At 64.7% G+C, this 23,028-nt stretch carries 24 protein-coding genes; 13 read left to right on the top strand and 11 right to left on the bottom strand.

Annotated features, from left to right (window positions below; translation table 11 throughout):
- Nucleotides 1-34: 34 nt before the first annotated feature.
- The 4 genes from Q8S60_RS09370 to Q8S60_RS09355 all read right to left on the bottom strand — a co-directional run bounded on the left by Q8S60_RS09370 (nt 35) and on the right by Q8S60_RS09355 (nt 4,016).
- Nucleotides 35-280 (bottom strand): hypothetical protein, encoded by a 246-nt coding sequence (locus Q8S60_RS09370; RefSeq protein WP_305668490.1) that lies wholly within the window; start codon nt 278-280, stop codon nt 35-37.
- Nucleotides 281-394: 114 nt separating this feature from the next.
- On the bottom strand, nt 395-739 hold the full coding sequence (locus tag Q8S60_RS09365) for an HU family DNA-binding protein (protein WP_305275928.1): 345 nt from the start codon (nt 737-739) through the stop codon (nt 395-397).
- Between the two features lie 142 nt (nt 740-881).
- The gene (locus tag Q8S60_RS09360; RefSeq protein ID WP_305275927.1) at nt 882-1,841 is read right to left on the bottom strand and encodes a ribonucleotide-diphosphate reductase subunit beta; all 960 of its coding nucleotides are present in this window, start codon (nt 1,839-1,841) and stop codon (nt 882-884) included.
- A 189-nt stretch (nt 1,842-2,030) separates the two neighbouring features.
- Nucleotides 2,031-4,016, bottom strand: coding sequence for a ribonucleoside-diphosphate reductase subunit alpha (locus tag Q8S60_RS09355; RefSeq protein ID WP_305275926.1), 1,986 nt, complete (start codon nt 4,014-4,016; stop codon nt 2,031-2,033).
- 328 nt (nt 4,017-4,344) lie between these two features.
- On the opposite strand from Q8S60_RS09355, the gene pip reads away from it, so the two are divergent.
- Both pip and Q8S60_RS09345 read left to right on the top strand, forming a co-directional pair.
- The gene (pip, locus tag Q8S60_RS09350) at nt 4,345-5,328 is read left to right on the top strand and encodes a prolyl aminopeptidase (RefSeq protein WP_305275925.1); all 984 of its coding nucleotides are present in this window, start codon (nt 4,345-4,347) and stop codon (nt 5,326-5,328) included.
- Nucleotides 5,329-5,338: 10 nt separating this feature from the next.
- Nucleotides 5,339-6,076: a type 1 glutamine amidotransferase gene (locus Q8S60_RS09345; RefSeq protein WP_305275924.1), complete on the top strand. Its 738-nt coding sequence runs from the start codon at nt 5,339-5,341 to the stop codon at nt 6,074-6,076.
- Here Q8S60_RS09345 and Q8S60_RS09340 read toward each other — a convergent pair.
- The 3 genes from Q8S60_RS09340 to Q8S60_RS09330 form a co-directional block, all read right to left on the bottom strand.
- Nucleotides 6,073-6,843, bottom strand: a complete 771-nt coding sequence (locus Q8S60_RS09340) for an SDR family NAD(P)-dependent oxidoreductase (protein ID WP_305275923.1) — start codon at nt 6,841-6,843, stop codon at nt 6,073-6,075. The two genes, Q8S60_RS09345 and Q8S60_RS09340, sit on opposite strands and share 4 nt — an antisense overlap.
- Nucleotides 6,844-6,904: 61 nt before the next feature.
- Nucleotides 6,905-8,731: a potassium/proton antiporter gene (locus tag Q8S60_RS09335; protein ID WP_305275922.1), complete on the bottom strand. Its 1,827-nt coding sequence runs from the start codon at nt 8,729-8,731 to the stop codon at nt 6,905-6,907.
- A 155-nt stretch (nt 8,732-8,886) separates the two neighbouring features.
- The gene (locus tag Q8S60_RS09330; RefSeq protein ID WP_305275921.1) at nt 8,887-9,198 is read right to left on the bottom strand and encodes a plasmid stabilization protein; all 312 of its coding nucleotides are present in this window, start codon (nt 9,196-9,198) and stop codon (nt 8,887-8,889) included.
- Between the two features lie 193 nt (nt 9,199-9,391).
- On the opposite strand from Q8S60_RS09330, the gene Q8S60_RS09325 reads away from it, so the two are divergent.
- On the top strand, nt 9,392-10,603 hold the full coding sequence (locus Q8S60_RS09325; protein ID WP_305275920.1) for an acyl-CoA dehydrogenase family protein: 1,212 nt from the start codon (nt 9,392-9,394) through the stop codon (nt 10,601-10,603).
- Nucleotides 10,604-10,643: 40 nt separating this feature from the next.
- Nucleotides 10,644-11,846, top strand: coding sequence for an acyl-CoA dehydrogenase family protein (locus Q8S60_RS09320; protein ID WP_305275919.1), 1,203 nt, complete (start codon nt 10,644-10,646; stop codon nt 11,844-11,846).
- Here Q8S60_RS09320 and Q8S60_RS09315 read toward each other — a convergent pair.
- Together Q8S60_RS09315 and Q8S60_RS09310 are read right to left on the bottom strand one after the other, a co-directional pair.
- The gene (locus Q8S60_RS09315; protein ID WP_305275918.1) at nt 11,843-12,283 is read right to left on the bottom strand and encodes a MaoC/PaaZ C-terminal domain-containing protein; all 441 of its coding nucleotides are present in this window, start codon (nt 12,281-12,283) and stop codon (nt 11,843-11,845) included. The two genes, Q8S60_RS09320 and Q8S60_RS09315, sit on opposite strands and share 4 nt — an antisense overlap.
- A 194-nt stretch (nt 12,284-12,477) precedes the next feature.
- Complete coding sequence (locus Q8S60_RS09310) at nt 12,478-13,698, bottom strand: acetyl-CoA C-acyltransferase (RefSeq protein ID WP_305325813.1); 1,221 nt, start codon at nt 13,696-13,698, stop codon at nt 12,478-12,480.
- A 330-nt stretch (nt 13,699-14,028) separates the two neighbouring features.
- Here Q8S60_RS09310 and Q8S60_RS09305 point away from each other — a divergent pair, with 330 nt between their 5' ends.
- From Q8S60_RS09305 to Q8S60_RS09285, 5 genes are all read left to right on the top strand, one after another.
- Nucleotides 14,029-14,502, top strand: coding sequence for a hypothetical protein (locus tag Q8S60_RS09305; RefSeq protein ID WP_305275916.1), 474 nt, complete (start codon nt 14,029-14,031; stop codon nt 14,500-14,502).
- 217 nt (nt 14,503-14,719) lie between these two features.
- Entirely contained in the window at nt 14,720-15,127 is a 408-nt protein-coding gene (locus Q8S60_RS09300; protein WP_305275915.1) for a PaaI family thioesterase, read from the top strand.
- Nucleotides 15,124-15,561 carry a PaaI family thioesterase gene (locus Q8S60_RS09295; RefSeq protein WP_305275914.1) on the top strand — a complete coding sequence of 146 codons (438 nt, stop codon included), beginning with the start codon at nt 15,124-15,126 and terminating at the stop codon, nt 15,559-15,561. The genes Q8S60_RS09300 and Q8S60_RS09295 overlap by 4 nt, the downstream gene beginning before the upstream one ends.
- A gap of 78 nt (nt 15,562-15,639) precedes the next feature.
- Nucleotides 15,640-16,491, top strand: a complete 852-nt coding sequence (locus tag Q8S60_RS09290; RefSeq protein WP_305275913.1) for a MaoC/PaaZ C-terminal domain-containing protein — start codon at nt 15,640-15,642, stop codon at nt 16,489-16,491.
- 168 nt (nt 16,492-16,659) lie between these two features.
- Nucleotides 16,660-18,027: a methyltransferase domain-containing protein gene (locus Q8S60_RS09285; protein WP_305275912.1), complete on the top strand. Its 1,368-nt coding sequence runs from the start codon at nt 16,660-16,662 to the stop codon at nt 18,025-18,027.
- 436 nt (nt 18,028-18,463) lie between these two features.
- On the opposite strand, the gene Q8S60_RS09280 is transcribed toward Q8S60_RS09285, so the two are convergent.
- Nucleotides 18,464-18,757 (bottom strand): hypothetical protein, encoded by a 294-nt coding sequence (locus Q8S60_RS09280; RefSeq protein ID WP_305275911.1) that lies wholly within the window; start codon nt 18,755-18,757, stop codon nt 18,464-18,466.
- Between the two features lie 228 nt (nt 18,758-18,985).
- Here Q8S60_RS09280 and Q8S60_RS09275 point away from each other — a divergent pair, with 228 nt between their 5' ends.
- From Q8S60_RS09275 to Q8S60_RS09260, 4 genes are all read left to right on the top strand, one after another.
- A complete protein-coding gene (locus Q8S60_RS09275; RefSeq protein ID WP_305275910.1) occupies nt 18,986-19,345 on the top strand; it encodes a hypothetical protein in 360 nt (119 codons plus the stop codon).
- 29 nt (nt 19,346-19,374) lie between these two features.
- Nucleotides 19,375-20,439, top strand: a complete 1,065-nt coding sequence (locus tag Q8S60_RS09270) for a hypothetical protein (RefSeq protein WP_305668489.1) — start codon at nt 19,375-19,377, stop codon at nt 20,437-20,439.
- An 86-nt stretch (nt 20,440-20,525) separates the two neighbouring features.
- The gene (locus Q8S60_RS09265; RefSeq protein ID WP_305275908.1) at nt 20,526-21,632 is read left to right on the top strand and encodes a glutathione S-transferase family protein; all 1,107 of its coding nucleotides are present in this window, start codon (nt 20,526-20,528) and stop codon (nt 21,630-21,632) included.
- Nucleotides 21,633-21,757: 125 nt separating this feature from the next.
- Entirely contained in the window at nt 21,758-22,039 is a 282-nt protein-coding gene (locus Q8S60_RS09260; protein ID WP_305275907.1) for a ferritin, read from the top strand.
- Between the two features lie 21 nt (nt 22,040-22,060).
- Here Q8S60_RS09260 and Q8S60_RS09255 read toward each other — a convergent pair whose 3' ends face one another.
- Nucleotides 22,061-22,849, bottom strand: coding sequence for an SDR family NAD(P)-dependent oxidoreductase (locus Q8S60_RS09255; RefSeq protein ID WP_305275906.1), 789 nt, complete (start codon nt 22,847-22,849; stop codon nt 22,061-22,063).
- Nucleotides 22,850-23,028 lie beyond the last annotated feature (179 nt).

The raw sequence follows: 23,028 nt of genomic DNA, 5'->3' as shown, positions 1-23,028 counted from the left end.
AGCAGCGGCGGCAGGCGCCTTTATGGCAGCGGGTTTAGTGGACAAGATTAGAAATCCCTCGGATAAGATCGCGACGGATCGAGACCTCGCTCGCCTGCACGGGGTTGCCTTCCCACACCTTCAGCTCGGTCGGCTGATAGGCGATGAAGCGGCCTTCGGCCATTGCATCCTGAAGACGGGAGAGTGCGGGCGCAGCCTCGTCGCGCTGGGCGCAGACGGGAGCGGCCAGCGCAGGGGCGGCAGCGAGGGTTGCCATGAGGAGAGCGATAATGAAGCGCATGGCCCCATAGTTAGGCCGCCAATGTGGCGATTTCCAGTCACCGGACACGCAAAAGCCCGGCTCCTCGCGGAGCCGGGCTCTCGTGATTCAGAGGCGTGCCGGAGCGGCCAAGCCTTAGATGGCTTCCTTCAGGTCCTTCGCGACGCGGAAGGCGACCTTCTTGGAGGCTTTGATCTTGATGGCTTCGCCCGTCGCGGGGTTGCGGCCCATGCGGGCGGCGCGCTTGCGCACCTGCAGGATGCCGAGACCGGTGAGACGGACCTTGTTGCCCTTCTTCAGGTTCTTCACCGTCAATTCGACGAAGTCGCTGAAGAGCTCGGTTGCCGCCTTCTTCGAGAGCTCATGCTTCTCGGCGATTTCGGCAATCAGCTTCGACATCGGAACCGTCGGCGCTGTCGGTGCTTTCTTGGCAGCAGCAGCGGCGGCAGGCGCCTTTTTGGCAGCGGGTTTAGTGGCCATGATTTGAATTCCCTCGGATAAGTTCGCGACGATATTCACTGAGTCGCGCGATTCGTCCAAGCATTAAGTTCATATTTGACGGGCATCGGAGCGAAAAACTGTTGAAAAGTGCCTGCGGCACCTGCATTTCGCAGTTGCACCCCTATTCGAACGCGTCTTCCCAGCTTCCGCGCGTCGAAGCCTTGGAATATTCGGTGGCGCGGTTTTCGAAGAAGTTGGTGTGTTCGATGCCGTTCAGCATCTCGTCCATCCAGGGCAGCGGGTTCTTTTCCGTGCGGTAGATGGGCTGAAGATTGAGCTGCACGAGGCGGCGGTCGGCGATGTAGCGGATGTAGTCCTTCACCTCCTGCGCCGAAAGGCCTTCGATGCTGCCCATCTCGAAGGCGAGGTCGATGAAGGCATCCTCGTGATGGATGATGGTTTCGCAGGCTTTATAGATGTCGCGGCGAAGTTCCTCGGTCCAGATTTCCGGGTTTTCGTCGATGAAGGTGCGGAAAAGCTTCATGGCGGAGACGGTGTGGAGCGTCTCGTCGCGGGCCGACCATGTCACGATCTGGCCCATGCCCTTCATCTTGTTGAAGCGCGGGAAATTCATGAGGATCGCGAAAGAGGCGAAAAGCTGCACGCCCTCGGTGAAGCCGCCGAAGACGGCGAGCGTCTTGGCGATATCCGCCTTGGTTTCGACGCCCCATTCCTGCATGTAGTCGAACTTGGTCTTCATCTGTTCGTATTTCAGGAAGGCCTCGTATTCGGCCTCGGGCATGCCGATCGTGTCGAGCAGGTGGCTGTAGGCGGAGATGTGGATCGTCTCGATGTTGGAGAAGGCGGCCAGCATCATCTGCACTTCGGTCGGCTTGAAGACGCGCGAATAGTGCTTCATGTAGCAATTGTTCACTTCGACGTCCGCCTGCACGAAGAAGCGGAAAATCTGCGTGAGCAGGTTGCGCTCGCCCTCGGTGAGCTTTTTCGACCAGTCCTTCACGTCGTCGGCCAGCGGCACTTCCTCCGGCAGCCAGTGGATGCGCTGCTGCGTGAGCCAGGCTTCATAGGCCCAGGGATAGCGGAAGGGCTTGTAGACGTGGCGTTCTTCGAGGAGGGACATGGGACGGGCTCCCGTTTTCTTTCATGCGGCGCAGAGCGCCAGCTCGTTTATCTTCAATTGTCACCGTCGGCTTTCGCCGGAATGACACCGATTTTTTGGCTCTGGATTGCCGGGTCAAGCCAGGCAATGACGACAAAGGGTAGAGACAATAATGGCCCGGCCTTGCGACCGGGCCATGAGCTTAGCGCCTTACTGACAGGCGAGGCATTCTTCGTAGTCGTTCGACTGCGCTTCGGCCGCGACCTGGTCGAGGGTGAGCACGTCGAGCTTCTTTGCCGGCACGAGCGAGACGACCTCGGCCTTTTCGGCGCGCTGGATCGAGAGCGAGCGGCAGTAGTAGAGGCTCTTCACGCCGTGCTGCCACGCCATGAAATGGAGCTTGTGGAGGTCGCGCTTGTGGACGTCGGCGGCGAGGAAGAGGTTCACCGACTGCGCCTGATCGATCAGCGGCGCGCGGTCGCCCGCATGTTCGACGACCCAGCGCTGGTCGAGTTCGAAGGCGGTCTTGAAGACATCCTTCTCGTCATCCGACAGGAAGTCGAGATGCTGCACCGAGCCGCCACTGGTCACGATGGAGGACCAGGTGTCGTCGTCGTTGCGGCCCTTCTGTTCCAGCAGCTTCGTCAGGTGACGGTTGCGGACGTTGAAGGAGCCGGACAGCGTCTTGTGCGTGAAGCTGTTCGCCGCGATGGGCTCGATGCCCGGCGAGGTGCCGCCGGTGATGATCGAGATGGAGGCGGTGGGCGCAATCGCCGTCTTGTTGGAGAAGCGCTCGTTGAAGCCGTATTCGGCGGCGTCGGGGCAGGCGCCCCGCTCTTCGGCGAGCTTCCTCGAGGCGGCGTCGACGCCTTCCTTGATGCGGGTGAACATGCGCTTGTTCCAGACCTTCGCCATGACGCCCTCGAAGGGAATCATGTTGGCCTGAAGGTAGGAGTGGAAGCCCATGACGCCGAGGCCGACCGACCGCTCGCGCATGGCGGCGTATTTGGCGCGGCGCATCTCGTTCGGCGCGCGGTCGATGAAGTCCTGCAGCACGTTGTCGAGGAAGCGCATCACGTCCTCGATGATGGTCGGGTGGTCCTGCCACTCGTTATAGGTTTCGAGATTGAGCGAGGACAGGCAGCAGACGGCCGTGCGCTGCTCGCCATGCTGGTCGATGCCGGTGGGCAGCGTGATTTCGGCGCAGAGGTTGGACGTCTTCACTTCGAGGCCGGCGAGCTTGTGGTGCTCGGGGCGCGCGTTGTTCACGGTGTCCTTGTAGACGATGTAGGGCTCGCCCGTTTCGATGCGCGAGGTGAGAAGGCGGATCCAGAGCGAGCGGGCGGAGACGGTTTTCTGGACCGTCTTGTCCTTGGGGCTCAGAAGCGCCCATTCGGCATCCGCCTCGACGGCGCGCATGAAGGCATCCGACACGAGCACGCCATGGTGGAGATTGAGCGCCTTGCGGTTCGGATCGCCACCCGTGGGGCGGCGCATTTCCATGAATTCCTCGATCTCGGGATGATCGATGGGCAGATAGACCGCCGCCGAGCCACGGCGGAGCGAGCCCTGGCTGATGGCGAGCGTCAGCGAATCCATCACGCGGATGAAGGGAATGATGCCGGAGGTCTTGCCATTGCCGCCGACAGTCTCGCCGATGGAGCGCAGGTTGCCCCAATAGGAGCCGATGCCGCCGCCCTTGGCCGCGAGCCAGACGTTTTCGTTCCAGAGGCCGACGATGCCGTCGAGGCTGTCGCTGGCTTCGTTCAGGAAGCAGGAGATGGGCAGGCCGCGCTGCGTGCCGCCATTGGAGAGGACGGGCGTCGCGGGCATGAACCAGAGCCGGGAAATGTAGTCGTAGAGGCGCTGCGCGTGGCCGGCGTCGCCCTTGTCGGCATAGAAGGAGGCTACGCGGGCGAACATGTCCTGATAGGACTCGCCGGGCATCAGATAGCGGTCGCGCAGCGTCGCCTTGCCGAACTCCGTCAGCAGCGCGTCGCGGCCATGATCGACCCGCACGCTGGGACGGCCATCGAGCTGGACGGCCTGATACTGATCGCCGAAAACCATTTCGGGCTCGGCCACGCGCCGCGATTCAGCGCGCACGCGGCTCACCGCCCGCTCGCCTGTAATAATGGCTGACACACTGGCTTCGACCTCACTCATATCCACCGCTTTCGACGTATCGTTCAGCATTTTTCTTCCCCGGTTTGCCCCGCTCATGTGGCCATGAAGCAGGCAAAAGATCGCCACCCGGCGGACGGATAACCGTCGCCGTCTCTCTGCCCGTGCCGCTGGGCAGAACTCGCGCTATTCCCGTGATTGCGCCAACGCCCTGAGTTGATCCCCCGTGGGGCCCGACGCGTCCAGATATAGTATCTGTCTGTTCCCCGAGGTCAATCAGTAGTGTGAGGTACGCAGTAAAAAAATGGTAAACGCGGCCAGCGCCCGGCTGGCGTCCGGGCGAATTTCCGTTGCATATTCAATGAGTTGATTCACGCTGTCCCGAGTAAGGAATGCCTCGATGCCCGACACGACGCCCGCCGCCGCCAGCCGCCGGACCCTTTATCCGGAAATCGAGCCATACCGGACGGGCACGCTGAACGTATCCGATTTGCACACGATCTATTTCGAGGAATGCGGCAATCCGAAGGGCAAACCCGTCGTCATCGTGCATGGGGGCCCAGGCGGCGGCACCAATCCGACGATGCGGCGGACGCACAACCCGGACGCCTATCGAATCATCCTGTTTGACCAGCGCGGCTGCGGGAAGTCGACGCCGCATGCGGAGCTGCGCGAGAACACGACCTGGGACCTCGTGGCGGACATGGAGCGGCTCAGGGACCATCTCGGCATCGACCGCTGGCAGCTTTGCGGCGGCTCCTGGGGCTCGACGCTGGCACTCGCCTATGCGGAAACCCACCCTGCCCGCGTCACCGAAATCATCCTGCGCGGCATCTTCACGCTGCGGGCGCGGGAACTGCACTGGTTCTACCAGGAGGGGACGGATGCGCTGTTCCCCGATGCGTGGGAAGAGTTCGTGGCGCCTATTCCGGAGGCGGAGCGCGGCAACCTGATGGCGGCCTATTACAAGCGGCTCACCGGCGACAACGAGACGGAGAAGCTTGCCTGCGCGCGGGCCTGGAGCATCTGGGAGGGGACGACGCTCTCGCTCTATTCGGACGCCGAGCGCGTGAAGCGCTTTGCCGACGGGCATTTCGCCCTCGCCTTCGCGCGGATCGAGTGCCACTACTTCATGAACAAGGGATGGTTCGAGCCGCAGGACCAGCTCATCCGCGAGGCGGGCAAGCTGAAGGGCATTCCGGGCGTGATCGCACAAGGCCGCTACGACGTGGTGACGCCGATGTTCACGGCATGGGAACTGGCGAAGGCGTGGCCGGAGGCGGAACTCAACATCGTGCCGGACGCCGGCCACACGGCGACGGAACCGGGGATCGTCGACGCGATGGTGCGGGCAAGCGACAGGTTCGCGGCGGCGAAGGGCTGACGTCCGGCCCATGCATATTCTCTATCTCGTCAATGCTCTCGACTCGCCGCCCGGCGTGCTTCTCGACGAGGCGGCGCAGATGGGCGCGCGCGCCACGCAGATCGACACGGTGAACAGTTGCGACATGGAGACGGGCGAAGCGCGCGGCGTGCCCGAAGCGGCGGCGGGTTTCGATGCGCTGATGGTGCTGGGCGGCGCGATGGGCGTCTATGAGGCGGACCGCTATCCCTTCATCGAGGAGAGCAAGCGGCTCGTCCGGCGCTTCCACGAGGAAGGCAAGCCGGTGATGGGCGTCTGCCTCGGCTCGCAGATCGTCGCGAGTGCCTTCGGCGCGCCGGTCTACAAGATGAGCGAGAAGCTCGAGGCGCATGAGGAATGGGGCTTCGTGCCGCAGACATGGGAAGCGGCGGCAGCGGACGACCCGCTGCTGCACGATGCGGCGCCGGGGCTGCGAACCATGCATTGGCATGGCGACACATTTGACTTGCCCGGCGGGGTGACGCGGCTCGCGACGCGGGCAACCTGCCCCAATCAGGCCTTCCGCATGGGCGAGCGCAGCTATGCCTTCCAGTTTCACCTCGAAGTGACGCGCGAGATCCTCAACGGCTGGACGACATTGCGCGCGAAGGGGCTCAACGTCCCCTGCCCGACGATCGAGGCCCTCATCGGGCCGCAGATCGAGGAAGCGCTGGGGCCGCAGGAAGCGTTTGCCCGGCGGACGATGCGGCGGTGGATGGCGCTCGCCTAGAAATTCACCCGGCGGGAGATGGCACCGTCGACGATCATGTTGGCGCCGGTGGTGAAGGACGAGGCGGGGCTCGCGATGAAGACGGCGGCGTTCGCGATATCCTGCGGGGTCGCCATGCGGCCGGTGGGATTTCGCTCCATCGCGGTCTTGAAGGTGTCCGGCATGTGTTCCTCGATCATGTGCCAGACGCCGCCCTTGAAGTAGACCGTGCCGGGGGAGACCGTGTTCACGCGCACATGCTTGCCCGCATGCTGGCGGGCGAGACCTTTCGCGAAATGGATCTGCGCCGCCTTCAACGCGCCATAGGCATCGCCGCTGTCGCTTTCGGCGGCCGAGATCGACGAGATGAAGGTGGCGGAGGCATCGCCCGACTTCTTCGCGGCCTCGGTGAGGAAGGGAAGCGCCGCCTCGAAGGCGTTCATCGCGCCGAGAACGTCGATTTCGAAGCAGGCGCGCCAGGCTTTTTCAGTGTTGCCGTTCTGGAGGGCGCTCGCATTGGCGACGAGAATGTCGAGGCCGCCCATCGCCTTCGCCGTGTCGGCGATCCACTTCTTCAGGCCTTCGCCGTCCGCGATATCGGCGACGCCGCCCGTCGCCTTGACGCCTTTTCCGGAAAGCTCGGCCACGGCTTCGTCGACCTGATCCTGGTTGCGGGCGCAGATGGCGACATCCACGCCTTCCGCCGCCAGCGTTTCCGCGATGGCGCGGCCGATGCCGCGCGTGCCGCCGGTGACGATCGCTTTCCTGCCCTTGAGACCCAAATCCATCGCGCCGCTCTCCCTGAGAAAATTTTCGTTGGGCGCATACTAGACCGGGCGTGGCGAAATGTCAGAAGGGACGGCCGGGGTCGGCCAGAAAGAGCTGGCGGAGCGTGCGGAGCACGTCCAATGCGCGGGCGCGAAGATGCATGACCGAGGTTTCGCGGGGCGGCGGGTCGAGATCGAGTCCGATCTGCCGTAGCGCGCCGTCCTTCACCCGCATGGCGACCAGCTCGACCTCGCCGACACGGGCCCGGGCGCCCTCCCCGATCTCCTTGCCGAGACGGGAGCGCATGAACTCTTCCAGGGTAAGCTCGCGTTCCTCCGGCGCGAAGGCAAGGCCGTACATGTCGGCAACCAGTGCGACGCCCGCCCCCGCCTCCAGCGTGAAATCGACCATGCCGACATCCTTGCGCTGGCTGCGCTTGCGGCGCGCGCCGAAGAGGCGGTCGAGCGTCGGGATGAGGTCGGGGGTGGTCAGCAGCATCACGACATCGCCCGGCTCGACGCCCTCATTGAACCCCTCGGTGCGGACCACGCCTTCGCGCATGACGGAGATGACGGTCGTGCCCATGGGCAGCGGCAGACGGTTGACGCCGCGCTGCACGAGAAGGCTCATGGGATCGACCGTATAGGCGACGACACTCTTGCCTTTGCCGGCGGGCAGGTCGAGTTCGACGCGACGGTCGGGCGCGGCGCGGGGCGGCAATTCCACTTCGGCGAGGCGGGCGGCGAAAGGCACCGTCCAGCCCTGGAGCACGAGAGAGACCAGCACGATGACATAGGCAACGCCGAAGATCGTTTCCGCGCCCTCGACCCCCCAGAGGACGGGGATGGTGCCGAGGAAAATCGGAACGGCGCCGCGCAAGCCTACCCATGAGACGAAGGCGGTTTCGCGCAGCGAGAAGCGGAACGGCCAGAGGCAGAGCGCGACGGCCAAGGGGCGCGCGAACACGATGAGGATGAGCGCGACCGCCAAGGCGGGCAGCAGCACGGGCACCAGCGCCGAAGGCGTGACGAGCAAGCCCATCATCAGGAACATGCAGATCTGGGCGAGCCATGCGACGCCGTCCGAGAAGCGGGCGATCTCGCTCGTCGCGCGGTGCGGATTGTTGCCGAGGATGAAACCGACGATGAAGATGGCAAGGAACCCGCTCGCGCCGGCGCTTTGCGCGATCGCGAAGACGAGAAGCGACAGGGCCCCCGCCAGAATTGGGTAGAGGCCGGAGGAAAGCTGCAGCCTGTTGACGGCGCGCAGAACGAAGAAGCCGCCCAGAAGACCGAATATCGCGCCCCCCAGCATCTGCCAGAGAAAGTCCCAGAGAAGGTCCAGCGCGTCGCCGGCATCGCCGATGTCGTGGCCTTGGGCGGCGACGCCGACAAGCGCGAGCGTCAGGAAGATCGCCATCGGGTCGTTGACGCCCGACTCGACCTCGAGGGTCGCGGCGACGCGCGCCTTGAGGCGCAGGCCATGCAGGTGGAGCAGGAAAAAGACCGCGGCAGCGTCGGTCGAGCCGACGATCGCGCCGAGCAGCAGGGCCTGGCTCCACTCGAAGCCGAAGAGAAACTTCGCCGCCGCGCCCGTGATGCCCGCGGTGAGCACGACGCCAAGCGTGGCGAGGAGGACGCTCGGGCCGAAGGCGCGGTTGAGCGCCTCCCGGCTGGTGCGCAGGCCGCCATCGAACAAGATGAGCGCAAGGGCGAAGGAGCCGACGACATGGGCGACGCGGAAATCGTTGAAAACGATGCCGCCCGGTCCATCTTCGCCGGCCAGCATGCCGAAGGCGAGGAAGACCAGCAGCAAGGGCGCCCCGATCCGCGAGGACAGGACGCCCGCGAAAATCGAGAAGGTAATCAGACCTGCTGAAACCAGGACGATCTGGTTGGCAAAATCCATCCGGACAAACCAATGCTCATGCGGGCCCTGCCGACTGCATGAGCATTGCGGCCAATCGGAACAGAAATCCCTCGAATCGCGAAAAAAGCCTCTTGTTCAGTGTACAGCAAGGCGATCGGATTCCGACGGAAAATGGCCAAAAACGGCTGTACCGCTCAGCTTTTTTTAGCGGCGTTCTTCTTGCGCGTGGCGGCGGCCTTCTTCGCCGAGGCAGAACGTGCCGCCGCGGGACGCTTCGCGGCGGCGGCTCCGCCCTTGCGTCCGCCTTTCTTTGCAGCCTCGTTTGTATCCTTCTTGCCCCGGCCGGAGCCGGATTTGTTGCCGCCACCGGACTCCTTGTTGACGGTGGCCCAGGCACGGCGCTCGGCCTCATCCTCCTTCACGCCGCGCTTTTCGTAACTCTCTTCGATCTTCTCGGCCTTGCGCTTTTGCTTGTCCGTGTATGCCGACTTGTCTCCGCGAGGCATAAGCTCCTCCTGTGCCGTGACGGACCGCACCCCAGCATTTCTCAGAACGTTCCTTGGTGGGCGGGGTTCCCCTGTTCGCGGCTGCGCAGGCGCCGGTGACAAATTGTCTGTGACGAGGGGCGGCAATGACCTTAATCTGGCATCCAACAACAACCGGAATATCCGGAAGCAACAAGAACAGAGGGAGGACGGGATGGATCTCGCCATGCGGCCCGAAGACGTGGCCTTTCGCGACGAAGTGCGGGCTTTTCTCGCTGAAAACCTGACCGACGATCTGAAGGCCCATGCGCGGCTGACGCCGGGCATTCTGGCCGACCAGGATCTGCGCGTCGAATGGCTGAAGCGGCTCAACAAGCGCGGCTGGGCGGCGCCTAGCTGGCCCAAGCAATATGGCGGTGCGGGCTGGAACGTAATGCAGCGCTTCATCTGGTCGTCGGAATGCGCGGCCGCGGGCGCGCCGGTGAGTTCCAATATGGGGCTCTCGATGGTGGGCCCGACACTGATGGGCCACGGGACGGACGAGCAGAAGGCCTATTACCTGCCGCGCATCCTCAATGGCGAAGACTGGTGGTGTCAGGGCTATTCGGAGCCGGGCTCCGGCTCGGACCTTGCCAGCCTGCAGTGCCGCGCGGATTCCGACGGGGACGACTACATCATCAACGGCACCAAGCTCTGGACGACCGGCGCGCATCAGTCGAACAAGATGTTCTGCCTCGTCCGCACGGACCCCAACGCCGCAAAGAAGCAGGAAGGCATCTCCTTCATCCTGATCGACGATTTCCACGCCAAGGGCATCAAGGTCGACCCGATCATCACGCTGGCGGGCGATCATGAAGTAAACCAGGTTTTCTTCGACGATGTGCGCGTGCCGAAGAAGAACCGCGTGGGCGCGGAGAACAACGGCTGGACGGTCGCCAAGTACCTGCTCGAATTCGAGCGCGGCGGCGCGGCGCACGGGGCCAACCTGCGCAATGCGCTCAACAAGCTGCGCGTGGTGGCGGGCACAGAGCATAGCGGCGACGGCTCGAAGCTGATCGACGATCCGAATTTCCGCCGCAAGCTCGACGAGACGGAAGTGGAAGTGACGGCGGTGGAATTCACCGAGCACCGGATCATGTCGCAACTCTCCAACGGACAGAACCCCGGCGCGGCGGCTTCGATCATCAAACTGCGCGGTGCCGACACCAACCAGAAGATCACCGAGCTGGCCGTGGAAGCGATCGCCTATTACGTGCAGCCGGACGTGATGGAAGCGCGGACATGGGGCGCGAACGTGCCGCCGGTCGGCCCGGACCATACGCTGATGGTGATGCCGAAGTACCTCAACACGCGGGCGCAGACGATTTTCGGCGGCTCGAACGAGGTTCAGCGCAACATCATGGCGAAAGCGGTGCTGGGGCTTTGAGCCCCGGCATCAGCCGGTCACAACGCAAAGAAGCAGAAAAATGAATCTCGAGCTCACGCCCGCCGATGCGAGCTTCCGCGACGAAGTGCGCGCCTTTCTCGATGAAAACCTGACGCCGGAACTGCGCGAGGCGGGGAGCCTCACGACGTCGGTCTTTACCGACAAGCAATGGAACCTCGCCTGGCAGAAGATCCTCTTCAAGAAGGGCTGGGTGGCGCCGAGCTGGCCGAAGGAATATGGCGGCACCGGCTGGAGCGAGATGCAGAAATATATCTGGACCTCGGAATGCACCCGCGCGGGCACGCCGGGACTGTCGCCGATGGGGCTTCGCATGTGCGGGCCGATGCTGATGAAGTTCGGCACGCCCGAGCAGAAGAATTATTACCTGCCGCGCATTCTTTCCGGCGAGGACTATTGGTGCCAGGGCTATTCGGAGCCGGGCGCGGGATCGGACCTCGCCTCGCTGCAACTGAAGGCGGTGCCGGAGGGCGACGACTATGTGCTGAACGGGACCAAGATCTGGACCACGCATGCGCATTTCGCGAACATGATGTTCTGCCTCGTGCGAACGGATGCAAGCGGCAAACCGCAACAAGGGATCACCTTCCTGCTGCTCGACATGACGACGCCCGGCATCAAGGTCGAGCCGATCATCACGCTGGCGGGCGAACATGAAGTGAACCAGGTTTTCTTCGACGATGTGCGCGTGCCGAAGAAGAACCGCGTCGGCGAAGAGAATGATGGCTGGACCGTCGCGAAGTACCTCCTTGAGTTCGAGCGCGGCGGCGCCTTCGCTGCGGCGCTCGAAGTCGGCATCGAGAAAATCCGCGAAGTCGCGGCGAGCGAACGGGCGGGCGACGGCAAGCGCCTGATCGACGACGCGAATTTCGCCCGCAAGATCGCCGAAGCCGAAATCGAGGTGAAGGCGATGGAAATGACCGAGCATCGCGTGATGGCGGAGCTTGCCGGCGGCAAGAATCCCGGCCCCGCCTCTTCCATGCTGAAGACGCGCGGCACGGAGATGCGCCAGCGGCTCGACGAAATCGCCGTCGAGACCATCGGCTTCTATTCGGGCGTCGATCAGCACGATGCGCGGACACCGGGATCGAATGTCGAGCCCATCGGGCCCGCCGAGGGCATGGTCTTCATGCCGACCTATCTGAACAACCGCGCCGCTTCCATCTATGGCGGCTCGAACGAGGTTCAGCGCGGCATCATGGCAAAGCTGGTGCTGGGGCTTTAAGCCTTCCGCGCAATCAGCAGCGTCGTCGTCTGGGTGAAGATCGTCTCGCCCGACTGGTTCATCAGGATGTGGCGGTTCTTCACGACGCCTCTGTCGGGCTTCGAGGAGGACGGCTTCGTCTCGATGCATTCGATGACGAGGCGGAGCGTGTCGCCGAGTTTCGCGGCTTTGTGAAATCGTACCTCGTCATAGCCGAGGGCGCCGATGACGGCGGTTTCTTCCGGCAGGCGCGCGGCGAGGAAAAGCACCACGGCCTGGATATGCGTGCCGCAAGCGGTCAGCGTTCCGTAGATGGATTTCGCGGCGGCGGCTTCATCGACATGGAAGGGCTGCGGGTCCCATTTCGAGGCGAAGGAGACGATCTCATCCTTCGTCATCTCGTAGCGCGCGGGAATGTCGTGGCGCTCGCCGAGTACGAAATCATCGAAGTGGCGCATGTGGGTTACTCTCCGTTGTTCGCGGATCATATGCTCAGGCATGCGTCATTGCGAGGAGCAACGATGAATCAATCCAGAGCGGCAAGCACAGAGCGAGCAGCCTTGGATTGCTTCGCTTCGCTCGCAATGACGGGGAATGAGAAAGGCCCGTGGATCAATCCACGGGCCTTCTGCAATTCGTCAGTCGTTTCGAATTACGCGAATTCGAACAGACCCGCGGCGCCCATGCCGCCACCGATGCACATGGTGACGACGCCGTATTTCACGTTCTGGCCGGCCTGCTTGCGGCGGCGGCCTTCGAGCAGGATGTGGCCGGTGCAGCGCGCACCGGTCATGCCGAAGGGGTGGCCGATGGCGATGGAGCCGCCATTGACGTTGTACTTCTCGGGGTCGATGCCGAGGCGGTCGCGGCTGTAGAGGCACTGGCTCGCGAAGGCTTCGTTGAGTTCCCAGAGGTCGATGTCGTCGATCTTCAGGCCGTGACGGTCGAGGAGGCGCGGAATCGCGAAGACCGGGCCGATGCCCATTTCATCGGGCTCGCAACCGGCGACGGCGAAGCCGCGGAAGACGCCGAGAATGTCGGAGCCGTTCTTTTCGGCTTCCTTGCGCTCCATCAGCACGACGGCGGCAGCGCCGTCCGAAAGCTGCGAGGCGTTGCCGGCGGTGACGTATTTGCCTTCCTTCACCTTCTGGCCGTTCTTGAAGACGGGCTTCAGACCCTGCAGCGACTCGAGCGTCGTTTCCGGGCGGTTGCACTCGTCTTTCTCGACGACGTAGTCGACCAGCGATTCCTCGCCCGTCTCCTTGTTCACGACCTTCATCTTGGTCTTCATCGGGACGATCTCGTCCTTGAAGAGGCCGTTCGCCTGCGCGGCCGCAATGCGCTGCTGGCTGCGGAGCGCGTATTCGTCCTGGTATTCGCGGGAGACGCCATAGCGCTCGGCCACGAGTTCGGCGGTCTCGATCATCGCCATCCACAGCTCGGGCTTTTCCTGCATGAGCTTTTCTTCGGTCAGGCGATTGAGGTTCTGGCCGCCCATCTGGACAAGCGAGATCGACTCGACGCCCGCGCCGATGGCGCAGGGAACGCCTTCATTGAGGATGCGGCCGGCGGCCATGGCGATCGTCTGCAGGCCCGAGGAGCAGAAGCGGTTGACCGTGGTGCCGGAAGTCGTGACCGGGCAGCCGGCCCAGATGGCGGCGAGACGGCCGACATTCATGCCGGTCGCGCCTTCGGGCGCGCCGCAACCCATGATGACGTCTTCGACGACGGCCGGATCGATCTTCGCGCGCTCGATGGCATGCTTGATCGCGTGGCCGGCCATGGCGGCGCCATGGGTGTTGTTGAAGCCACCGCGGCCCGACTTCGCGAGACCGGTACGGGCGGTGGATACAATGACTGCTTCTCTGGACATGAACGTCTCCCGAAGGGGGTTGAAATCGTTTTATGGGGGTTTGGCACCCCGCCAATTGCGGGTTTTTTCAGCGCGCCCGGCCCCTTTGACGCGCACCATAAACGGCTTGCCACCCCCTTCAAAGCGGAATCTCCGCGCTTTTCCGTAGGGTTTGCGCGGGCGATTGTCCGGTTTTGAACAACACGCGGCGCAGATATCCACAGGGGCGGCGGCGCCCCAATATTGCCTTGAAATTTCCCCGTAACCGCCCGCCAAAAATCCGGATGGGAACACATTGGAGAGCCATTTTGGTTGGTGGAAGACCGGCACTGAGATGAAAAGGGGATCGAGATGAAAAGGCTGACGATCGTTACCGGGATGGCTTTCGGGACCGCGATGGGCGCGGCGCTGATGGCGCAGACGGCGACCGCCGCGAGCCCCCTGCCGATGCCGCGGCCCGGCATGAGCGAGGCGGCTTTTGAGATGCGGACCGTGTTCGTGAGCGCCGTCGATCCGGCGGCGCCGCGGTCGGCGGGCTACGGCGTCAACGACAGCGAGCGCGTGGTCTTCCCGGTTTATTTCGCGGAAGGCTGGACGACGCCGACCGGCGAAGCGGAAACGGCGTTGCGCGCCGCCGCCGAAGAGATCACCTATCGCGGATTGCAGAACATCACCGTGACGCCCGCCGAGGCGGCCGCGACTTCGCCCGATATCGGGACGCAGCGCGAAGCGGAAAAGCGCGTCGAGGCGGTGACGAGGACACTTGAAAAATACGGCGTCCCCGAGCGCTGGATCTCGCAGCCGAACGCGCTCTCCGGCGTCTGAGACATTCCCATTCGCAGCGGTGCATCCCCCCTGCTGCCGCTGCGATCTTCGGCCCGGCGCCGCCTTACCCTCACCCCCATCCCGAGGCGGCGCCGGGGGCTTCATTCGGACTCCTTGAACTCGGCCCGCACCCCGGTGCGGGCCCTTTTCTTGTGTCGCGTGGCGCAAGCGGCTAGATAGAGCGCACACGCAACTTCCTCCTCCCGGAAAAGTTTTCATGAGTTCAGATCAGGTCGATACAAGCGGCTTCGGCGCCTATGCGGGGCCGGTGCTGCGCGCGCAACGCGACGGGCGCGACGTCTTCACGTTCGAGATCGCCGACCATCACCTGAACGGCGCGGACAGGCTGCATGGCGGCATGATGATGACGCTCGCCGCGATCGTGCTCGGCCAGGTCGCGAAGGATGCGGCGGCGGCAAAGCAGCCCGGCGCGGAGACGCGGCCGCTCTCGGTCAATTGCGATTTCGTGAGCGCCGGCGAGAAGGGCGACAAGGTGGAGGGACGCGCGGAGGTGACGCGCGCGACGCGCACCGTGCTTTTCATTTCGGGCGACCTGCGCGTGGGCAGCCGCATCCTGATGACGGCGACCGGCGTCTACGCGATCAAGGAACAGGACGGGAAGTGAAAGAGCCCCTGCCCTCGCCCGTGACGGTGACGCCGCCCGAAGGCTGGCGGATCAGCGAGTTGCACGATCCGTTCGAGGCTTATGTCGGGCCGCTGTTCGAGCGCGAGGATGCCGATGGTACAAGGATTTTCGGCTTCATCGCCGACGAACGGCATGTGAACGAACGCGGCGCCGTGCATGAAGGCATGATGATGACCTTCGCCGACGCCTTTCTCGGCGGCGCGGCCAATCGCGGCGCGGACGGGAAAAGCTGCGTGACGCTGAGCCTGCAGGCAAGTTTTCTCGCCGATGCGAAAGCGGGCGATCTCATCGAGTGCCGCACGAAGCTCGACCGCAAGACGCGCGCCATCGTTTTCGTGTCCGCACGATTCAGCGTGGGCGACGACGACGTCATGACGGCGACGAGCCTGTGGAAGGTGCTCGGCGAGCGCTGAAGACGCTTGCGCGGGGGCCATGGAACCGCTTTCCTATGGCCCAACAAATCCGTGAAGAACTTCAAGGGAGGAGCCGGAATGGCGATCAACTACGACACCCTCATGGGGCTGAAGGCCGAGGGCCAGGAATTCAGCTATGGCGACCGCGAGACGATGCTCTACGCGCTCGGCATCGGCTTCGGACGCGACCCGATGGACGAGAAGGAACTCGCCTTCGTCTATGAGAAGAACCTGAAGACCGTGCCGACGCTCGCGACCGTGATCGCGTGGGGTGCGGGCGCCATCGGCGACAGCGGCATCAATTACGCGATGGTGGTGCATGGCGAGCAGAAGCTGACGCTCTACAAGCCGCTGCCGGTTGCCGCGAAGATCACGACGGACAGCCGCGTCGTCGGCGCCTGGGACAAGGGCGAAGGCAAGGGCGCGATCATCGTGACGGAGACGAACATCGCGGAGAAGGGCGGCGACAAGCTCTGTACACTGACGTCCACGATTTTTGCCCGCGGCGACGGCGGCTTCGGCGGCCCGCGCGAAGGCGCGCCCGCGCCGCACACGCTTCCCGACCGCGCGCCGGACATGAGCATCGACGCGCAGACGCTGCCCGACCAGGCGTTGCTCTACCGTCTTTCGGGCGACCGCAACCCGCTTCATTCCGATCCGGAATTCGCGAAGGCGGTGGGTTTTCCGAAGCCGATCCTGCATGGGCTCTGCACTTACGGAACGTGCTGCCGCGCCATCATTTCCGATGTGCTGGGCTACGACGCAACGCAGATCACGGGCTTCGATGTGCGCTTTTCGGCGCCGGTTTTTCCCGGCGATACGGTCACCGTCGATGTGTGGAAGGACAAGGGCGTCATCTCTTTCCGGGCGCGCGTGAAAGAGCGGGACGCGGTCGTCATCAACAACGGAAAGTGCACGCTGAAGGGCTGAAAAAGGCCCGACTGTCATCGAAATGTCAATAAACTGTCACAAACGCGTTTTTGCCATCCGTTTGCGACGTCCGATTACCCGTTTGCTGTTTACGGATGAACAGGCCGGGGATAAATCGAGCCGGGCGGGGATCATCCCGCCCGGCTCTTTTTGCGAGCACCCCCAAAGATGTCCCCGCGCAACGCGCCGCCCGCCGACGAACCCTCTCCTTCCGCCGACTTATCCCCGGATAGTGCGGCCCGGCCGGAGGCGGAGCTGCCGCCGGCGGCGACGGCATTTCATCTGTTTACGGACGATATTTCCTCCTATGAGGACGACGGCCCTCTCGGCGAAGTCGAGCGGCTGATCGCGGCGGGCGACCGGGAGGGGGCCATCGCCCATGCCGAGGCGGCGGCGCGGGAGACGGAAGGGCTTGCCGCCTCCCTCGCCCATCGCCTGATCGACCTCGGCGAGCCGGCGCGGGCGGCGGCGCTGATCGAACCGCTGGCGGCGGAAGGACGGGCGAATGCCCGGGCACTCATCCTTCTCGCCCGCGCGCTGAGCCTTGCCGGGCGGCACCAGGAGGCGCTCGACGCGCTGAACGAGGCGAGCTTTCTCGACGGACGCTCGGCGACGGTGCTGCTGGCGCTCGGTTCGGCGCGGCTGGCGGCTGAGGATGCCGCGCGCGCCATCGGCGATTTCGAGCGCGTGCTGCGGCTTTCGACGGGGGAGAGCGAACGCGAGGCGAACGAGCGGGCGGAGGCGCATTTTCGGCTCGGCGAAGCCTGGGCCTCGATGGACGAGCCGGGGCGCGCGGCGCGGCACTTCAAGGCGTCGCAGGCGGACGATCCGGCGGACCGACGGGGCGCGGGCATCCGGCTTGCGGAGCTGGAGGCGCAACCGGCGCCGACACGGGCAAGCGCGGCCTATGTGCGGGCGCTGTTCGACGGCTATGCGCCCCGCTATGACGGGCACATGACGGGGGCGCTGTCCTATCGGGGGCCGGACATCCTGCTCGCGGCGGCGGAAGCGGCGCCTGATTTCTCCGTGGACGGACCTTATGACGCGGTCGATCTCGGCTGCGGAACGGGACTTTCGGGCGCGGCCTTCCGGGCGCATTGCCGGACGCTTCTCGGCGTCGACCTCAGCCCCCGCATGTGCGCGGCGGCGGAGGCGAGCGGCTTTTATACGGAGGTCAGGGCGGGCGACCTGCTGAAGGCGCTCGATGCGGCGCCGTCGCGCTTCGGCCTCGCCATCGCCTGCGACACGGTGATCTATCTCGGCGATCTCGAGCCGTTGTTCGCGGCGCTCGAAAAGGCGCTGCTGCCCAAGGGCTGGTTCGTCTTCTCGACCGAGAAGTCGGATGGTGCGTCGGAGGAAGCACAGTCACGCGGCTTCGAGATCGGACCGGCGCGGCGCTTCCGGCATACGGAGGCTTATCTGCGGGCGCTTGCGGCGCGCCACGGCTTCGAGGTGGTGTCGATGGACGCCGCCGCGCTGCGGACGGAGAAGCGGATGCCGGTGGAGAGTTTTGTCGGAGTGATGCGGAAAAGCTGATCTCGATTACGGCTGAAGACGCGGATGGCCCGCATGAAGCGGGCCATGACGGTTTGGGGTTTGCGGGCGTGGCCAAGGCCCGCGCTGCGGCAAGAGGCGCTGCGAGTGGGTCCCGGCTTTCGGCGGGATGACATGTGGTTTTTGCTTCGAGCAATGACGTTCGCCCCTTACCCCTCCCCAAACGGCTTTCAGCCGTTTGACCCTCCCACAGGGGGAGGGTGGAAGGAAGCAAGGGGCGGCGGGCGCGGAGTTTGCGGCTCCTGGATTGCTTCGTCGCTTTGCTCCTCGCAATGACGATGGTGTTATTCCGGGGTGGGAGGACGTGAGTTCGGCTTTCCGCAAAGAAAAGACCCGCGTCCTCGGGGGACGCGGGTCTGACTGAGGGCGGGCTCTGGGGGGGGTGAGCCCGCCGCCGGTACACTCGGGCGGTGGCCGGTCAGAAGATCGGCAGCACCGAAATCGCGGACAATGCGAGGAGCGCGAGGCCCGTCGCGACATAAGCAAGGGCTTCGCCGTTACCGCCCTGCGAGCGCCTGCGCGAGAGCGGCGCGAGGGTTTCGATGCGGCGATCGCGGCAGCGGGCGAGAATGCGGTCGACTTCCAGGTGGTCGGCGGGGGCCGGCGCGGCGCGACCGAAAACGCGGCGGCCAAAGGCGCCCGCGGCGGCGCGGCCTGCCGGCTGCGGCATGAAGCTGCGTTCGAGACGATCGTAATTCTGTACGGTGGTCATGGCTCTTCGCTCCATCTGGGCGCCGGCTTCCCACTCATAACGCCCACCCGGCTTCTCGGTTCCAACAAGGCGAGCCTAGGTCCGCCGGGCGACGGCGCTCAACGAGGGTTATGTTCTGATTTGTCGATGACTGTGTGCGTCAAATCCTTCCCGACGCCGAAAAAGCCAGCTATTCTGCGGGCTTCAACACAGATCCCTCCCCGACTTCGATTTCCGCGTGGCCTTTCCGTGATCCGATTTTTCGTCCTTCTTTCCGTTGCCGGAACGATACTCGGGGCGGCGCCCGCGCGGGCGGCCTGCCAGGCGAGCGGGCTTTTCGATACCTGTTCCGACGCGCCCTATGCCGCGCGCGCCGACGAGGAGAGCTATCGTCGGCTCGACGGGGGCGGCTATGGCGGCAGACCGGCGGAGACGGCGCAGAAGACCGTCACCATCGGCGCCACGGTGGTGACGCTCGGCCAGAGCGAGGAGAAGGACGAGCCGTGGAACGTGTCCAAGCCCAAGGAGGAGCCGCTCGCGCGCGAGGACCGGCCGAGAGGCGGAACGGACCCGCTGAAGACGCAGTGCTACGCGGACGGCTGCTACTAGAGCCTGTTCCGACCGAGCCGGGGCATGCCATGATGACCGACCACCAGCAGGGCAAACAGCCGATGATCCCTTTCAATCTTTTCCGGCGGAAATTTTCCGGCAGACTGACGGCGGCTTGCCTTGCGGCGGCGCTGACCGGGACCGCCTTCGCCACGCCTGCCCTCGCGGCTTCCGACGAGGTGCCGGACATGCAGATGTCGCAGGCGGGGCCGGTGTGGGAGCCGGGCGATCCGGTGCCGGGCGGCGGGAGGGCTTCTCCGGCGGTGGAGACCGCGCCGGACAAGGACAGCCCGGAGGCGGCGCGCGACGCGACGGTGCAGCCGCTGCAGGCGCCTTACGAGATACCGGGCGCGATACCGGGTTACGAGATACCGGCTTACGAGATACCGGGCGCGATACCCGGCGCGGTACTCGTGCCTGAAAAGCGCATGACCGAAGAGCCGGTGCCGGATGCGGCACGCGCGCTCGTGCCCGTGGCGCCGCCCGATGCCGCAACGACGAGCGCGCCGGTAGCCGCGCCTGTAACCATGACCGAAGCGGAAAAGCCCGCGACCGCAGCTCCGGCCGCGGAAAGCGAAGCGAGCGATCCGCAGGATTTTCTCTGCAGCCGCGCGCCCCAAGGAACGACCGTGCCCATGCCCGCGCCTTTCAACCGCTGGCTGGTGCGCGTGTGTTCGCCGCAGGGGCAGGCACTGGTGCCTGTGCTCGGCGAGGCCTGGGTGGCGCATGGCTCGGTGGACCCCGTCTCCATTCTCGCGATGCCGCCCGGCGCGGTGCCGCCGCCCAACATCGGCGCGTTCGACGCGCGCTACGGCATCCGCTTCGAGGTGCTGGAAGGCGGGCAGACGACGGGCGAGAGGCGGGAGCAGGCGCTGGCGCTGCTGAAGACCGCGAGCGGCGGGCAGGCGGCGGCGCCCGACGAGGTGTGGCAGCTCGACGCGGTGAGCAATGTGGCGGCGACGCGCTACAACCTCTTCTTCTATATGGAAGGGGAGCGGCCCGGCCATATCATCGCCTGCCTCGACCAGTGCCGGCAGGCGCTTTATCTCGACGTGTTGCGGGGAGCGGAAGCGCAGAAAGTCCTGCGGCCATGACGCGCCGTCCGGCCGGGTAAATTGACATTTAGAGTGCCAATAAATAGAAGTGCGCCGACCGGCAACAACGCGAAGGACGGGGCGGGATGACCAGGGGTTACGATTTTTACGGCGCGGAGCCGAGCTACTTCTCAGGCAAGGTGCGCGCCTATCTGCGCTACAAGCGCATTCCCTTTTCCGAAGTGCTGCCGACGCGGGAGGTCTACAAGACCGTGATCCTGCCGCGCGTCGGCTGGCCGGTGATCCCCGTGGTGGTGACGCCGGAGGACGAGACCTGGCAGGATTCGTCCGAGATCATCGACAATTTCGAGGCGCGGTTTCCCGAAGCGCCGGTCTATCCGGAGGGGCCGAGGCAGAAGCTCGCGGCGCTGCTGATCGAGGCCTATGCGGATGAGTGGCTGAAGCTGCCGGCGATGCATTACCGCTGGACGAAGAACCGCGACTGGGCGGTTTCGGAATTCGGGCGGCTGTCGCGGCCGGACCTCGACGAGGCGGGACAGCGCGCGACCGGCGAGGAAACGGCGAAGCCCTTCGCGGGCGCGCTGCCCGCGCTCGGCGTGACGCCGGAGACGGGACCGGCCATCGAAAAATCCTATGAGGGGCTGCTTGCCGAACTCGACGCGCATTTCGCCACTCATGAGTTTCTGTTCGGGAGCCGGCCTTCGATCGGCGATTTCGGGCTGATCGGGCCGCTTTACGCGCATCAGTATCGCGACCCGGCATCGGGCGAGATCATGAAGCGGCTGGCGCCCAATGTCGTCAAATGGGTGCAGCGGATGATGAAGCCGCCGCATCCGAAGGGCGGCGAATTTCTGGCAAACGACGAGGTGCCGGCGACGCTGGCGCCCGTCCTTGCACGGATCATGCGGGAATATCTGCCGGTGCTGCTTTCGACGGCGGCGGCGCTGACGGCGCATGTGGAAGCGCATCCCGAACTCATCGCGGGCAAGGAGCCGCTGCCGCGCGGCATCGGGCGGCATGAATTCACGCTGGAAGGCACGACGGGCGCGCGGATCGTGTTTCCGTTCGACCTCTGGATGCTGCAGCGCGCGCTCGATTTTTTCCAATCGTTGCGCGGAGAACAATGCGAGGCGGCGCTGACCATGCTAAAGAATGCGGGCGGGGAGCGGCTTGCCGACTTCCCTTCCTTCCCGCGCCTGACCCGGCGCCGGTTCCAACTGGTACTTGAATGAGCCGAAGCGGTTTCTTCTCGCGTCTTTTCGGAAGGCGGCCCGCGCCGGCCGCCGCCCAGGCATCGCCCTCGGAACAGACGATCACGAACGAGCCGCCACAATTTCCAAAGCCCACAGGAGTCCCCATGTCCAGCGAAGGCCTGCACGAACCAAACCTCTCGGCGGAAGCGCTGAACCTGCACCGCGCCATCGTGTCGCTGATGGAGGAACTGGAGGCGGTCGACTGGTACAACCAGCGGGCCGAGGGATGCACCGACGCGGACCTCCAGAAGATCCTCGAGCATAATCGCGACGAGGAAATCGAGCATGCGATCATGGTGCTCGAATGGCTGAGGCGGAACAATCCGGTGTTCGACAAGGAGATGCGCAAGCGGCTCTTCAAGGACGACACGATCGGGAAGGACTGAGGTTCTTTCCGCCGCCCTGCCCTACCGTACCTGGCCGCCGTCGACGACCAGCACTTCGCCGGTGATGAAGCTGGCGCGGGGGCTTGCGAGGAAGAGGGCGGCGTCGGCTATTTCCTCGACGGTGCCGAAGCGGCGGAGCGCCACTTCGCGCTTGATCCAGCGCTCCCAGGCTTCCGGGCGCTCCTTCGTGTTTTTATCCCAGACGCCGCCGTCGAAGAGGATGTTGCCCGGCGCGATGGCGTTGACGCGGATGTTTTCCTTGCCGGTGAATTTCGCGAGCTGGCGCGTGAAGTGGTTGATGCCCGCTTTCGACGCGGCATAGGTGAGCGCGGTGCCCATGGCATCGACGCCCGCGACCGAGGAAATCAGGATCACGTTTGCGCCCTGCCTCTCCGGCGCGGGGCGCGCGAGGATGCGGCGGATCGCTTCGCGGGCGAGATAGACCGAGCCGAAAAGGTTCTGCTTCATGTCGGCGTCCCAATCCTCGTCCGAGACGTCGAAGCCGAGCGGTGCGCGCGAAAGGCCAACATTGGCGATGGCGCAATGGACGGGGCCGAGCTTCGCCTCCGCCGCCTCGAGCGCGGCGGCGATGTCGGCGGAGGCCGTCATGTCGCCCGCGATGGTGAGAAGATTTTCAGGCTTCGCCCCTTCGGCGACGAGGGCGGCCTTCGCTTCGTCCAGCGCCCCTGCCCCGCGTGCTGTCAAGGCGACTTTCGCCCCTTCACGCGCAAAGGCATGCGCCATGCCGAGACCGATGCCGCGGCTGGCGCCGGCGATGAAGACGTGCTTGCCTTCGAGTTCGAGTTTCATCTTCTGCTCCCGTTCCGTTTGCGGAAAGACTAGCGGCGGGGGCTCGCCTTCGCCAGCGAAAGGGCGCTATGCTCGCCTCTTCCGGGGCGACGCTCCGGCGCGCGGGGAGGCGCGAAAAAGGGGGAGGCACATGAACAAGAATATGCAGATGACGCTGGTCGGGCATGGGGCGCTGATCT

The sequence above is a fragment of the Parvibaculum sp. genome, assembly GCF_030694575.1.
Classification (GTDB): domain Bacteria; phylum Pseudomonadota; class Alphaproteobacteria; order Parvibaculales; family Parvibaculaceae; genus Parvibaculum.
Note: the sequence above shows the minus strand (reverse complement) of the source record. Positions and strands in the feature narration are given on the sequence as shown.